This is a genomic window from Rossellomorea sp. QJM3NY_18, assembly GCF_056173145.1.
Window position 1 is genome coordinate 1060474 of sequence record NZ_CM149659.1, and the last position, 14582, is coordinate 1075055.

Consider the following 14582-nt stretch of genomic DNA (forward strand, 5'->3'; position numbering starts at 1 on the left):
AAAGTCATGAACGGATGCATTTATATTCTTTTATACTTTTTCCCCTCGCCGTGACCATTTGTACAAGCTGTGAATATTTTACTAGTAAAGGAGGATACAAAATATGGCAAAAGCTAGTGATTATTTAATAGCATTGGATGATGGTCACGGTCTCGGGACAGCTGGTAAACGGACGCCTTATATTCCGTCTATCGGAAGGCAGATCCGGGAAAACGAGTTCAATGAGAAAGTGACCTTATTTTTAAAATTGGAATTGGAGAGATGCGGATTCCGGACGCTGTTAACAGCTCCGACGGATGCAGATACTCCGCTTCAGGCGAGAACCGATGCCGCTAATTCCATGGGGTCAGATGCACTGGTTTCCAACCACTATAATGCCTTTGATGGGAAGTTTGATGGCCCGGGGAAGGATGCAGAAGGGCATTCGCTTCATGTATATTATAACGATGCAAAGGATAGAAAACTTGCTGTGAATATTGCGAAGTACTTGAAACAGGGGACGAAGCAGGTGTACCGGGGGATTATTGAGCAAAATCTTCATATGACAAGGGATTTCAATGGTCCGGCGGTGCTTGTAGAGAATGGCTTCATGGATAATGAGAGGGAAGCGTTGCTCATGATCAACGAGGATTTTCAGCGTGAGACGGCAAGGGAGCAGGCACTGGGAGTGTGTGATTTCTTCGGGGTGTCTTATGTGGCTGCAGGTAATGGTGGGAACGTTGGGTCACCTCCCGCTTCCGGTGGGACAAGCAGTGGGAATTTTGTCGGCATGCGCGTTGAGAGTATTTATAAAGGAGCAGAAGGTCTTGACTTCTACAGCCGGCCGACCTTCGATGATACCTACCGTGCTGGAATATTGAAGTACGGGTATGGATTTCCGACGATTGTCCGGAAGCTGAAGGTGGAAGGTGCCGATATGTATGAAGTCATGAACTCCAGGGGCTATGTGTTTTATGTGACGGCATCACCGAAATATGTGAAGGTGGAAGGAAGTGGACAGCAGGGGGGACCAGCCTCACCGCCACCTGTACCAGGAGCACCGATTGCCATTGGGGAAATCACCATTATTGGCGTCGCGAATGCCGCCATCATACAAGATCGTCCGGATCGCTTGACCTCAAAAGATCTGGGTACCATCAGAAAAGGCCGTACCCTTCCCGTTACGGGATCCGTCAGGGGGAAAAACAGCAGCTCAGGCTATTGGGAAGTCGTCTACAACGGAAGAAGAGCTTATATTACCGGTGAATTCGGACGTTACAAAGCCTATTAGTCTGTTCACATCAAAGAAGGGGCCTTACACTTAAGGCTTCTTTTTTGTGCTATTTGCCCCTATATCCTTGTTGCATTCCGCCTCCATTTTTAATAAAGTATAGAGTTAGAGAGCAAGTTGAAGGAGGACGTAGAAATTGTCGAATATCAAACCAGAAACGATGGTTGCCACTATAGAAGAGTTAGATCAAAAAGGGTCCGGACAGGCTGTGATCTGGCGTGAGAATGAGCTTGGGAATCCGAAGAAGCTGCGACTTACGATCCCTCAGACCCTGATCGGGGAAAAGGTGAAGGTGACGGTCGATCAGCCGGACCGTAGAAGACGTAAGGCAATGGCGGATGAAATTCTGGAGACGAACCCGGAACGTATCGCCCCGCCTTGTCCTCATTTTGAACGCTGCGGAGGTTGTGTGTGGCAGCATTGGGACTATGAAGGTCAGCTGAAGCACAAGACGGATCATGTAAAGGAAGCTTTAATAGGACAGGGCTACGACCCCGCTCTCGTCCGTGAGACCATAGGGATGGACAACCCGTGGCGCTACCGCAATAAGATGGAATTTACTTTTTCACCTGAAGGGGCACTTGGTTTACATGAGCAGGGGAATTTCCGGAAGATCATTTCTCTTGAAACTTGCCTAATCGCGAGTGAGGAGATGGTAGAAGCGACGATGGAAGTTTCTGATTGGGTAAAAGATCATGCCTTGCAAGGTTACGACAAGGACAAGCATGAAGGGTTATTACGTCATTTAATGGTCCGCCAATCGTTTGCGACAGGTGAATTGATGCTTGCCCTGTTCGCAACCGAGGCACCTGAAGCCTATTCAGAAGCCGTTGCCGATTTAAAGAAACGTGTCGGCGAGAAATTCCCTCATGTGAAAAGCTTATTATGGCTAGAAAACACGGCATGGGCAGATCGTACGCAGGCGGAGGAGATCCATCTGTTGGACGGACGGGATTTCATCTATGACGAAATGGACGGGTATCGTTTCCGTCTATGGTTCGATACGTTCTTCCAAACGAATCCGACACAGGCCCAGAAGCTTGTGGACCTGGCGGTTGAAATGAGCCAGCCGAAGAAAAAGGAGAAGATGATCGATCTTTTCTGCGGAGTAGGAACGTTCTCCCTTCCATTTGCAAGCAAAGTAGGGGAGCTTGCCGGGATCGAGATCGTGGAAAGCTCCATCGAATCGGCGAAACGGAATGCAGATGATAATGGGATCTCGAACACCACATTCCTCGCAAAGGATGCACGGAAAGGAATCGACCAGATGCTCGAAACGTTCGGTCATCCACAGCTGTTGATGCTTGATCCGCCGCGTTCCGGAGCCGGCGGGAAAGTGATGAGACGAATCGGTCGCGCGAAGCCGGAGCGGATCGTGTACGTTTCATGCAACCCGGATACGTTCGCGACGGATATCAAGGAGCTTGAGCCATTCGGCTACACCCTTGATGCCGTTCAACCTGTGGACCTGTTCCCTCATACGGTGCATGTGGAATGTGTTGCGACACTGACATTGAATTCATAAAAAGAACCAAACCGGTTCCCTTCGGAGAAATCCCTGACGCCAAACTCAGCGTCAGGGATTTTTCAATGCTAAGAGGGACTGATCTCCCATTGAGGCTTCAACCAAGAATGTCAGTCAGTAAGAGGTCCGTCCCTCATTCCTCACTTTAGTGCCCTGGATTTGTTCGGGATGTTGGTGAGGTTCCATTTGGCACCGTCCCCTTTTGGGTCTGTGATACTGACGATTGGGGCGACTTTGATCATCCCGGATAGTGTGTTGCCATTATACTCGAAATCGAGGTAACCGATGTTCCGGGCGATGTTCTCTCCCCAGAAGCCGTAGATTTCCTGAATCCTGGATTTTTGGATGGCGGGGTTAAAGAGGACCTCCAGCTTGTAGCGGGATTGCGGATTGACCCGGTCCACTTTGATTTGGAAGTTCCCTTTATCGTCCACTACCCCGGTACTTTCCGTCACATATTCATCCGTTTCTTCCCCCTGCCAGTTGATGACCCTGGCGTAGGATTCCATTTCTCCATAATCTTTGAGGCCAGCAAATATGATGCTGTCCTCTGGAAGATTGGATTTGCCTTCAACGATTAGTTCTTTTCCTTGAAGGGAGACGGTGCCGCTCATTTCAATCCTCACCCCGGACGGCGCTTCTGGTTTATGAGGAAGTTCCGTTGCCATTTCAACCCTGCATCCGGTCAGTACGGTTAGAATGGCAAATAGGATCAATAGTAGTTGATTTCTCAATGGAATTCCTCCCTTGAGCGGTTTGTAAACGTGAATGGGTCATCAAACATGGACGAAGGCGGCGTCTGTATTGAATGGGGCTTTGCTTCTCCGATGGGGAGGTTATCTTCAAGCAGAACCTCTTTTAAGAATCTGGTCACTTCATTGATGCAAAAGATGGCTGTCGCAAAAAATACTAGTGGAGTCAGCACCAACCACGTATGAAGAAAAACCATTTGGATATTGATGCTCATCGTCGCTGCCCATTCATTTGTATAAGAGAAGTATTCAGGTATGTGCTCCATGATCCCGAACTCCGCTATCTTCAGCCCTCCCAAACAGATATGCAGAACCCCAAGTTGAATGAGAAGGTATAAGGTCTGTGATATTTGCTCTGAAAACATGACAAGGGCATGACGGCTGAACTGTGGGCGCAGGTGCCGCTTGATGATATGGAATTTCGATGCCCCGATTTGTCTCGATACACTAACGAAATCATTCTTCAAGTACTCCTTCATTTCTTCCCCAATATACAAGCCGAGAGAAGGGATCACGATGATGGCGATCACGAAAACTTCAATGACCAGAAACCTAAACGAAAACATTGCCTCTGCTTCAAAGGCAAGCTGCAGGGGAGTGAGGAGAACGAAAGCAATGATCGCAAGCGGGATGAAGTTGAATGTATCCCCGATTCCCTTAAGCATCTGCCTGGCCCAATCAGGAAGGAAAGCATATACAAGACCGAACGCAAACCCACCGGCCATGCGGAGAAGGGCGATGATCATGGCCGACAGCAAGGTATACTTTGCACCGGACAATAGCAAATAAAATAGATTCCGGCCGAGTTTATCACTTCCCAGCGGCTTCATTTCCTTCATCGTATATGGTGGATCTGCAATGATCTTCCCTGCTTCATCCTTCAAATAAGGGGGGCCGGGTTCCAATAGCTCCGGATAGACGGTTGGCACGATGAAACTTGCTGAAATCAGAATCAGAAGAAAGCCTAACGGCAGCCAGAATCGTGGTGATTTTAACACTCTCATGAACTGACCTCCTCTCCCGATAACCATTTCTTTAGAAAAACGGCTCCCATAGTGAAAATAAGAAAAAACGGTATGTAAATCATCAGCATACCGACGAAAAACGCACTTGGCGTATTCCTTGAAACATCGAGAAGTACATTCATAAATCCGTTAATATTAAAAAGGATTTCGATGATCAACAGATTTGAAAGCATCAAAAGAAAAATCGGCTTAATATGAAAATAAAAGTGAAGCCACACATTTCGAAATAAATGAACCCATATCGTATACGCTTTTGAGAACCCCTTAGAATATGAGTACTCTACGTAAGGTTTCTCTTCTTCTTCCCGAAGCTGGAATAAGAAATGCTTTGTTAAAAACGCAATCGGCATGATGGCAAGACAAATAATCGGAAGCAGATAAATCTTTTCATCGCCTAAGGTATAGATGTCAAAAAGCAAAATATCCGTTTTCTTGAAAAACCAGACGATAAACAGCTGGATGATCACGATGATCATGACGTCGGGAAGGGAGTCCAGTGAGTCGAGTAAACGGAAGCAGATACGATACACCTTCTTTGGCAGAAACATAAACAAATAGCTCACAAGGGAAGACGTGATGGCAGCAAGGAAAAAAGCCATGACTAATAGTGAGAATGAGTAACCGAACAATTGAAAGAATAGCGGGTAAAGCGGATAGCTTTTATAGTCCATCGGATCCCCGACTCTGAAAATGAGAGAAGTGGGATGGAGCATTTCACGTCCAATCTCCTGAAGGGTTTGAAGATATTTCCCCAGCATGATGACTAATTCAGTATCGTATGCAAGCAAGGAACCTGCACCGCTGAAAAGGAATAGACCGATACATGTAAGCAAGAACTGAATGGGTAGACCGACGACATGGAATCTTTTCAGTAGAAACACCCCCATGATCTTTTAGGCCAATTATAACGGTTTGTGACAATAATTTCAAAATAATTTAAATTTTTACAATTATGTTAATCCAACGGGTGTTAGCCGCTTGTATAGTAATCCCATCTGATGAAAAACCTATAGATATACATACATACGAAAGGATGGTTGAATGAAAGACGAGCATTTATTGACCCAGACGGTAGCCCACCACCAACAGAAGAAGCAGGAGAAAAGGGAAGGAACCAAGCTCAGCTGGTGGCAGCTTTCCCTGATTGGGATCGGATCCGTCATCGGAGCAGGATTCTTTCTCGGAACGGGGTTATCCATCAAGACGGCCGGCCCGTCCATTCTCATCGATTACATCATCGCTGGAGTGACGGCGTATTTCGTATTCAGTGCCCTGGCGGAAATGATCACGAATGATCCACAAAAGGGTACGTTCCGAATTTACGCGAAGAAGGCATTCGGACATTCATTCGGGTTTGTCTCAGGGTGGATGTACTGGCTATCGGGCATCCTGATTATGTCCAGTGAAATCGTGGCGTTATCGACGTTCACCCAGTTTTGGTTTCCCCACGTCCCGTTATGGATTTTCTCCATTCTTTATGCGGTCCTGGGTTTTGGCATCAATCTACTGGGGGCGAGTAATTTCGGGAAGATCGAATCGATATTTGCCGTGATCAAATTGTCGACCTTGCTTATATTCATCATTTTCGGGGCCCTGCTATTATTTCATATCATCAAGCCATCCGAGCTTCAATCTGCTAAAAATGCCGGTATTTCCCCTTTTATGCCAATGGGTATAAAGGGTACATGGGCGGCTTTGATCTTTGTGTTTTTTTCATTCGGTGGCATTGCCGTTCTCGGTATCGCCTCGAATGAACTGCGTGACAAGAAAGATGTCCCGAAAGCGGGGAAGGGCACGCTGTTTTCCCTGGTGATGGTGTATGTTCTTTCCTTGTTCTTTGTCATGAGTATGGTGTCCTGGAGGAAGATCAACGAAACGGAAAGTCCATTTGTAACGGCACTCTCCGCTTATCATATCCCGTTCATTGATTCGATTTTCAACATCATTATTATCAGTGCGGCCTTCTCGACGATGGTCGGGGCCTTATTCTCCATTACGAATGTGATGATTTCCCTGGCTGTCGATGGAGATGCACCCAGAGGATTCGCTGAAAAAAATGATCAGGGTGTGGCAGTGAAATCCTTGATGATCACAGCGGTCGGGCTCGGGATATCGATTCTGTTTTCCTTTCTTCTTCCTAATGAAGTGTATGAATATATCACCACTGCAGCCGGAGTCATGTTGATCCTGAACTGGGGCATCATCCTTGTATCCCATATTAAACTCCATCCTTCCTACGATGCAGCGAATGGAAAGTTTAAGATGTTTGGATATCCCTTTACCTCCTACCTTGGGATCGCGCTGATACTCCTGGCAATTTCAGGTGCGATGGTCCACGGGAATCAACGGATTGGCTTGTTCATCTCATTAGGGTTGATCCTAGTGATCTATCTTTCTTATTGGGGTATTTTACAGAGGGGCCATAAAGGACACTAGAGGAAAAGAACGGTATAATAAAGAGGAGATAAAAGGGAGCTTCACCAAAAAATCATAGAACACATCTATGGTTTTTTGTTTATTTATTAAAAAGGAGGAGAGGACGATGATGGAAAAGAATGCAGGTTGGAATCTCGAAACCAGTTATAGAAGTCTTCCGGGAACCTTTTTCACCAGCCAGGATCCGGAACCGGTGCGTGAACCAAAGCTGATGGTTCTCAATGAGCAGGTTGCTGAGTCCCTGGGGCTTGATGCCGAAAAACTGGAAGCGGGTGTCTTGTCGGGCAATGAAATCCCTGAAGGAGCCGAGCCCCTTGCCCAAGCCTATGCCGGCCATCAGTTCGGACATTTCAATATGCTGGGTGACGGACGGGCTGTGCTGATTGGCGAGCAGATCACGCCCGAGGGAAAACGATTCGATATTCAGCTTAAAGGGGGAGGAAGAACCCCTTATTCCCGTGGAGGGGACGGGCGCGCAGGACTCGGTCCCATGCTCCGGGAGCACATCATCAGTGAAGCCATGCACGGACTTGGGATTCCGACTACCAGGAGCTTGGCAGTGGGGACAACGGGTGAGCCGATTTACCGGGAAATGGAACAACGGGGTGCGATCTTGACCAGGGTGGCCGCCAGTCATCTCCGCGTCGGGACGTTCCAGTTTGCTTCAAGATTCGGGGAGGTAGATGATCTCCGGGCCCTTGCAGATTATGCACTGGAGCGCCACTATCCAGATGGCATGGATGTTCCAAACCGCTACCTTTTCCTACTGAAGGAAGTCATCAAACGACAGGCAGCCCTGATAGCCAAGTGGCAGATGGTGGGCTTCATCCACGGTGTCATGAACACGGACAATATGACGATCAGCGGGGAAACGATTGATTACGGACCTTGTGCCTTTATGGATACGTATGACCCGAATACGGTCTTCAGTTCCATTGATGCGCAAGGAAGGTATGCATACGGAAATCAGCCGCCGATTGCAGGATGGAACCTCGCCCGCTTTGCCGAAAGCTTGCTCCCGATCCTCCATCCTGAACAGGAAGAATCCCTCAAGCTTGCCCAGGAGGCGGTTCTCAAATTTCCGAAGTTGTATGAAGGACACTGGCTTGACGGCATGAGGGCCAAGCTTGGGATATTCAATGAAGAAGAAGGGGATCGTGCACTTGCAGAAGAACTGCTGGATCTCATGCATAAGCATCAGTCAGACTTTACGAATACGTTCCGGAGCCTGACACTGGGTCGTGAAGAGTCAGATGTATTCAACACACCTGAATTTACGTCTTGGAAGGAACGTTGGAAAGAAAGGCTGAGCAGACAGGAGGAGACGATGGAAGCGTCCAAGCTTCTGATGCGCACGAGCAATCCATCGGTCATCCCGCGTAACCATAGGGTGGAAGAAGCACTTCAGGCGGCAGTGGAAGAAAATGATTTCAGTGTGATGAACGACTTGCTTTCGGCTCTGGAAGATCCGTACGCTTACTCTCCCGGTCAGGAAGAGTATTGTACGCTTCCAAGTCCGACGAAACGTCCGTACCGTACCTATTGTGGAACTTAAAGATAGTGGGTTGAGGTTAGAGTTTTGGTTTTCGGCAACACTATAACCAGAATAATGGAAAGGTGGAACGCTCATGAAGGCCGTTCAAGTTACAGGATATGGAGATGTCGACAAGCTCGAAGTTGCTGAGATTCCGGTCCCCACCCCTCAAAAGGGTGAAATCCTAGTCAAAGTAAAGGCGTGTGCCATCAACAATACTGAAATCTGGATGAGAGAAGGCGCCTATGGAACGGAAGAAAAATCAGGCTGGCGTCCTGAAGGCGTCCAGTTCCCACGGATTCCCGGTTCCGATATCACCGGTGAAATAGTAGAAGTGGGGGCCGATGTTTCTGAAGCCCTGTTGGGGAAACCAGTTGTCCTTTTTCCATTCACATCAAGTGGTACGGAAGGAAGCGAACATATATCAGACGATATGTCATTCATCGGTTCCGAATATGACGGCGGATATGCAGAATACGTCGTGTGGCCAGCAGAACTCTGTTATGACATGCCTATGACCACGTATGAAGAAAGTGCCGTATTTTCCGTCAGCGGTTTGACGGCATGGCATATGGTGGAACAGATCCAGGCTAAGCCTTCGGAAACGATTGTCGTCACTGGTGCCAATGGCGGTGTGGGATCATTGAATGTTCAAATTGCTTCCAAGGTTTTCGGATCAAAGGTCATTGCCATAGTGGGTGATTTGGCTTTAAAAGAGAAGATGAAAGAACTCGGGGCTACTCACGTCTTGTCCTATAGGTCGGCAAACCTTGCCGAGGAAATCGTTGAGGTAAATGGTGGCCCGGTCGATTCAGTGTTGGATGTAGTAGGGGATGCACTGTTCGAAACATCCCTTGAAGTCTTGAAAAAAGGCGGCAAGTTCTGCATATCCGGATCCGCCGGTGGTCAGAAAACACAACTCGACTTCAGGACCCTTTATTTAAAACATATCACGTTTTATGGGTCGGTGTTGGGAACCAGAGTAGAGTTCAAACGTATGCTTGATGCAATCTCTGAAGGGAAAATCAAGCCGGTCATTGACCGGACGTTCCCACTGGAACAAGCGGGTGAAGCACAAACCTATTTTAAACATTCAGGAAAGCTTGGCAAGATCGTCCTGCTTGCATGACATACATGCGATAAAGCTCGGAGTCATATGTGATTCCGGGCTTTTTTGCTGTGTAAAAGGATTGGGCGGGTGATACGCCGAACTATACACATATAGACTTTAAAGGGGGCGGTTCATAATGAAAAAGATTACCGAACGACATCCATTTAAAAGAGGATTAAAATCGAAAAGGGGTTTTATATGTGAAGCAGGCATTACTTGTCATTGATGTACAACAGGAATTAGTGGAAGGAAACGAAAAGGAACAGGCGGTCTTTCAAAAAGAAAAACTGATCGAAACCATCAACACAGTGGTCGCCAAGGCAAAGGAAGCGGACGCACATATTGTCTTCATAAGGGACAAAGACGTCGCAGGTGGTAACGGCGAAGGGTTCCAGGTACATCGGGACCTTGAGATTCCGGATCATGCAGAGGTATTTGATAAGCTCGCTACCAACTCGTTTTACAGGACGCCGTTACTCTCATTTTTAAAAGAAAAAGAAGTAGGGCATCTCGTGATTGCGGGTTGTCAGACCGAGCACTGCATCGACACGGCTGTCCGCTATGCGACGGTGAGCGGATTCGATGTCACCCTGGTGGCTGACGGGCACTCCACCAAGGACTCTCAAGCCTTGAAGGCGGAGCAAATCATTGCCCATCATAATGCTGCTTTGAGGGGACATTACAATGTGGATCATTTTTCGGATGTGAGATCATCCAATGAGGAACTGTTCCAGCCGAAGCATGATGAGTATCGGAAGGAATATGGAATGTAAGAGCTTTAAGCCCATTTTATCAGTGATTGAGCTGATAAAATGGGCTTTTTTATGCTTTATTATTAATTAATTCGTTATCTCCTGACAATCCCTACAGTAATACAATCTTCTCGAAGCCGCCACGATTTTCTCAATTTCGTTTCCACAAACAAAGCAGGATGCTCCTTCTCGATTAAACACCAAGTGTCGATAACTTGAACGCTTCACTCCTTCTGATTTAAGCTTTTTGGCAAGTTCGGGATCATTCGTGATACCGCCTGTCTCGTACGATTGCTTCACCAAATCAATGATGGCGTGTGCAGCTTTATTTAATTGGTCTTCCGTACAATCAGCCGGGCGAAGAGAAGGATGAATGCCGGCGACAAACATGATCTCTGATCTTAAATAATTCCCGATTCCTGCCACAAAGCCCTGATTCAATAATAGAATCGACCATTTGCGGTTTCGGAATCGTTTGTCCTTCATTCTCTCTACAAGTTCATCGGTTGTTACTTCTTCACTTAAAAGGTCCGGTCCTACCTTTGCGATGAATGGATGGCCGGAGACTTCTTCATCACGGAGCACTTCAATATCCGATGCACTGTAGAGGAGGGCCGATTTCTCCTCGTTATGGATGGCGAGGCGGAGCTGTCGTTTGGTCTTTGGATAATTGTACAGGTTCCGGATATACCATTTTCCATAGAGTTGATTATGGGAGTATATCGTGTAACCATTATCAAAACGTATGAGCATGGCTTTACCCTTTGTATCCACCCTTGAGACGATCGCCCCTTTCAAGAGGTCTTCATAGTCTTCCAAATGGGGAAAGGCAAAATAAACATCCTCTACCGTTTTATCTTTAAGGGCGAGCTCCACTTTATCGGCAGCTCTTCTGATTTCGGGACCTTCCGGCATGATGGTTTCTCCTTTTTTACTATAGTTGTTCCCCTTTTCAGCAAGTTGTAACATTTGGGTGGGTTAGAAGGGAAAAGAAGAGGGACGGACCTTGCAAGGTCCGTCCCTCTTCTTTTTAAAGCTAATCGATCAATCCCACAATTCTTTCACAAATCTCATGGGTGATCAAAGAATCCTCGATGGAAGGGTCCGGGTGTTGCCCTTTTTCCACACAGTCGATAAAGTGATCCACCAAATCATAGAATCCCCGTTTATACAGTGTCGGTTCCCAATCGCCAAAGGAGGAGACGCTCTTTTCTTTTTTGTGATAATGAGTCGTTTCAACAAGGCTGTCGACGACGTATTTATGATGTCCGGCAGAGTATTCGATGATTTCTTCTGTTACGCCGCCGTCCCGATTCATGATACCTACGGCGGTACAATTCTCACTGATGAGCTGTATGACAAGGTGATGTAGGAGGTTTCCTCTTTTAAAGGATTGAACCTTCACATCCAGCACGTCTGAATCCATCAGGAAACGAAGGGTATCAACGACATGGATGAAATCTTCCACAACGAATCTCCTTGGTTCATCCGGAGCGGCGAATCGGTTTTTTTGCATCAGGAGGAAGCTCGGTTTCCCGTGATCTTTCAGTTCCTTTACCATGGGAATGAAACGCCGGTTGAATCCGACCATGGCGATTTTTCCGCTGTCTTTCGCAAGTTGCACGATTCGCTCGGTTTCTCCGAAGCTCAAAGAAATCGGTTTGTCTATGTATACATGAATGCCGTTCTCCAAGAGTTTTTCTGATATTTCGTAATGGGCTTCAGTGGCCGTACTGACGAAGGCTGCATCAATGTCTGCAGCTATCAATTCTTCTACCGTCTGAACCCTCTCCTCCACTCGATATTTGTCTCCAAGCGTATGCAGCGTCTCGGCATTTCTGGTGCAAAGGACCAGTTCAATGCCTTCTTTTTCAGATAGGACAGGAAGATAGGCTTTCTTCGCAATATCCCCTAATCCGATAAGACCGATTTTCATCGTCTTCACCTCATCATTTTTCTTTTATTATAGTATTCTACAATAAGATTTCAAATGTAACGCTTTCAAATTGAAAAAAGAGATACCCCTTAAACACGAACAATAATAAAATTAATTATAATAAAATTCGTATTTTCATTGATAATAAGTAAAGGGTTTGTTATAGTAACACCGTACCACCATTATATATCGTTACTCGTATATCCTCAGTAATATGGTCTGAGCGTTTCTACCCGGTTCCCATTACAAGAACCGGACTACGGGTTGAAGTATTCGGTTTTTACGGTTTTTTTGCCGTTTTTGCTTTTACTTTGACTTCTGAGATCTGGAACGTAGATGCACTCTACCATGACAGGTCTTTTTCTTTTGACCAAAATCAGCGGGATCGAATCATCAAGAAAAGGGAGAGATTCACATGAAAAAGAAAATCGCATCACTCGCAGCAGTATCTGTACTTGCATTATCTGTTTTTACAGGCTGCAGTTCATCCAACCAAACGGAAGCGAAAGGAAAAAAAGAAGAGCAGCCGATCCTGATTCAGGGGCCGATGCCCATTGAAGCTGAAAAGTTTGCAGGGAAACTGAAAAATGTGAAAGAAGAAAAATCCGGATCATTTGTCTTTTATAAAGGAATGGTGGATGGCTACCCGGTCATCGTTGCCAAGACGGGTAAAGGAATGGAAAATACGGCAGCGGCTACGGCTGTGGCCATTGAAAAGTATGATCCTGTTGCCATCATCAACCAAGGGACATCAGGTGGTCATGATCCGGCATTGCACGTGTTTGATATCGTTCTCGGTGAAAGAACTGTCAATCTGGGTTCATTAAAAACAGGGAGCATGGCTGATGAAGAAGGAATCGAACCTACAGCATGGAAGCCGATGGACCTGATGGCGTCTGAAGGAAGCGCCGGGGAAGACCCGAATGCAGAAAAAATCCGATATTACGATGGGGACGAGGCACTGCTTGCGGCTGCTAACGCCGTAAAGGACACATATAAAAAGGGCAAGGTCGTTGAAGGGACAATCGGTTCTGCTGACGTGTGGAATAACGAAGTGGACCGTATCCAATGGTTCCATGAGAAATACGGTACATCCGTAGAGGAAATGGAAGGGGCAGCGGCGGCACAAATCGCAGGGGCATACGATGTACCTTTTCTTGGAATCCGTGTTTTGTCAAATAACAAAACGAACGGCGGAGCGTACAATCCCGACACAGCAGCTGCGAACCAGGAATATGTGTATGAAGTAGTGAAAGAGTATATTAAAGAGATGGAGTAATTCATCATATAGGGACCGATCCGTAGTCGGTCCCTTTTAATTTGAAAAAGTTTTACTGATTCTGTTAAAGGGAAGAACATATTATATTAGATTGCCGAGGAGGATACAGAATGGGTAAAACAATTTTCATTACTGGCGCGGGAAGCGGTCTCGCCAAGGGCGCGTCTCTTGGTCTTGCAAAGAAGGGGCATCGAGTCATTGCGACGACCGAGCTTACCTCGCAAAAAACCGACCTGATGAGAGCAGCGGATGAGCAAGGATTGAATATGGAGGTATTCAAGCTTGATATAACGAATGCAAGGGATCGCGAACAAATCTCGAAGTATGATTTTGATATTTTTGTGGCCAATGCGGCTATCAATGAGGGGGGGCCACTCGGTGAAGTGCCGATGGATCGTTTTCGTGCCCTCTTTGAAGTGAATGTGTTCGCCACCCTGGAAACGGTTCAGTTGGCCGCTCAAAAGCTTGTGAAGAAAGGCAGCGGAAAAATCGTGTTTATGAGTTCCATGGCCGGAATTTCAGCAACACCTTATGTCGGTCCTTATACGGCAACCAAACACGCAATTGAAGGGATTGCCCAAACCTTGAAGTCCGAACTTGAAGAGTTTGGAGTGAAAGTCGCCACCATCAATCCAGGTGCCTTCGAAACCGGATTCAATAAGCGGAGCGGGGAAGAGATTTGGAAGTGGTTCGACGACGAGAAGAACTTCACCCGCAAAGAAGATATTCTGGAACAACAGAAAGGACTGGAAGATCAGTTCGATCCTGAAGACATGATTCAAAAGATGATTGAAATCATCCCTGCTGAAAATCACAAATTCCGTACGGTTTATCCGGAAGAAACGGAGAAACAGTTGAAACAGACACAAGAAGAGCGTTGGGAAATGGAAATCTGATTCCGTCAATAAGGAGGGAGGAGACCCTGTAAAGGGGCCCCTCCCTTTTTTGTGATACAATGGTGA

The 14582-nt window shown here is 46.7% G+C and carries 13 protein-coding genes and 1 riboswitch; of the genes, 8 read left to right on the forward strand and 5 right to left on the reverse strand.

From position 1 onward, the window contains the following. Positions 1–103: 103 nt before the first annotated feature. Together AC0VXY_RS05520 and rlmD are read left to right on the forward strand one after the other, a co-directional pair. A complete protein-coding gene (locus AC0VXY_RS05520; RefSeq protein ID WP_475527214.1) occupies positions 104–1270 on the forward strand; it encodes an N-acetylmuramoyl-L-alanine amidase family protein in 1167 nt (388 codons plus the stop codon). A gap of 160 nt (positions 1271–1430) precedes the next feature. After that, positions 1431–2795, forward strand: a complete 1365-nt coding sequence (gene rlmD, locus AC0VXY_RS05525; RefSeq protein WP_475527820.1) for a 23S rRNA (uracil(1939)-C(5))-methyltransferase RlmD — start codon at positions 1431–1433, stop codon at positions 2793–2795. A gap of 140 nt (positions 2796–2935) precedes the next feature. On the opposite strand, the gene AC0VXY_RS05530 is transcribed toward rlmD, so the two are convergent. Genes AC0VXY_RS05530 through AC0VXY_RS05540 form a run of 3 tightly spaced genes read right to left on the reverse strand, consistent with a single transcriptional unit; the run spans position 2936 to position 5405 of the window. Then, positions 2936–3529: a hypothetical protein gene (locus tag AC0VXY_RS05530; RefSeq protein WP_475527215.1), complete on the reverse strand. Its 594-nt coding sequence runs from the start codon at positions 3527–3529 to the stop codon at positions 2936–2938. Further along, the gene (locus tag AC0VXY_RS05535; protein WP_435992590.1) at positions 3526–4551 is read right to left on the reverse strand and encodes an ABC transporter permease subunit; all 1026 of its coding nucleotides are present in this window, start codon (positions 4549–4551) and stop codon (positions 3526–3528) included. Before AC0VXY_RS05535 ends, AC0VXY_RS05530 begins: the two co-directional genes overlap by 4 nt. Further along, positions 4548–5405, reverse strand: a complete 858-nt coding sequence (locus AC0VXY_RS05540) for an ABC transporter permease subunit (protein ID WP_475527216.1) — start codon at positions 5403–5405, stop codon at positions 4548–4550. Before AC0VXY_RS05540 ends, AC0VXY_RS05535 begins: the two co-directional genes overlap by 4 nt. Before the next feature lie 208 nt (positions 5406–5613). Here AC0VXY_RS05540 and AC0VXY_RS05545 point away from each other — a divergent pair, with 208 nt between their 5' ends. The 4 genes from AC0VXY_RS05545 (at position 5614) to AC0VXY_RS05560 (ending at position 10426) form a co-directional block, all read left to right on the forward strand. Further along, entirely contained in the window at positions 5614–7008 is a 1395-nt protein-coding gene (locus tag AC0VXY_RS05545) for an amino acid permease (protein ID WP_475527217.1), read from the forward strand. Positions 7009–7114: 106 nt separating this feature from the next. Further along, positions 7115–8563: a protein adenylyltransferase SelO gene (locus tag AC0VXY_RS05550; protein WP_475527218.1), complete on the forward strand. Its 1449-nt coding sequence runs from the start codon at positions 7115–7117 to the stop codon at positions 8561–8563. A gap of 73 nt (positions 8564–8636) precedes the next feature. Then, positions 8637–9671, forward strand: a complete 1035-nt coding sequence (locus AC0VXY_RS05555; RefSeq protein WP_475527219.1) for a zinc-binding dehydrogenase — start codon at positions 8637–8639, stop codon at positions 9669–9671. 182 nt (positions 9672–9853) lie between these two features. Beyond that, on the forward strand, positions 9854–10426 hold the full coding sequence (locus tag AC0VXY_RS05560) for a cysteine hydrolase family protein (RefSeq protein ID WP_475527220.1): 573 nt from the start codon (positions 9854–9856) through the stop codon (positions 10424–10426). 66 nt (positions 10427–10492) lie between these two features. Here the strand turns inward: AC0VXY_RS05560 and nei are convergent, their stop codons facing one another. Together nei and AC0VXY_RS05570 are read right to left on the reverse strand one after the other, a co-directional pair. Next, positions 10493–11320, reverse strand: coding sequence for an endonuclease VIII (nei, locus tag AC0VXY_RS05565; protein ID WP_475527821.1), 828 nt, complete (start codon positions 11318–11320; stop codon positions 10493–10495). Between the two features lie 121 nt (positions 11321–11441). Then, positions 11442–12341 (reverse strand): Gfo/Idh/MocA family protein, encoded by a 900-nt coding sequence (locus AC0VXY_RS05570; RefSeq protein WP_475527221.1) that lies wholly within the window; start codon positions 12339–12341, stop codon positions 11442–11444. Between the two features lie 176 nt (positions 12342–12517). Continuing rightward, positions 12518–12621, forward strand: a riboswitch (purine riboswitch). 135 nt (positions 12622–12756) lie between these two features. On the opposite strand from AC0VXY_RS05570, the gene AC0VXY_RS05575 reads away from it, so the two are divergent. Both AC0VXY_RS05575 and AC0VXY_RS05580 read left to right on the forward strand, forming a co-directional pair. After that, positions 12757–13620, forward strand: a complete 864-nt coding sequence (locus AC0VXY_RS05575; protein WP_475527222.1) for a 5'-methylthioadenosine/S-adenosylhomocysteine nucleosidase — start codon at positions 12757–12759, stop codon at positions 13618–13620. A 110-nt stretch (positions 13621–13730) separates the two neighbouring features. Next, positions 13731–14516, forward strand: coding sequence for an SDR family oxidoreductase (locus AC0VXY_RS05580; protein ID WP_435992559.1), 786 nt, complete (start codon positions 13731–13733; stop codon positions 14514–14516). The last annotated feature ends 66 nt before the right edge of the window (positions 14517–14582 follow it).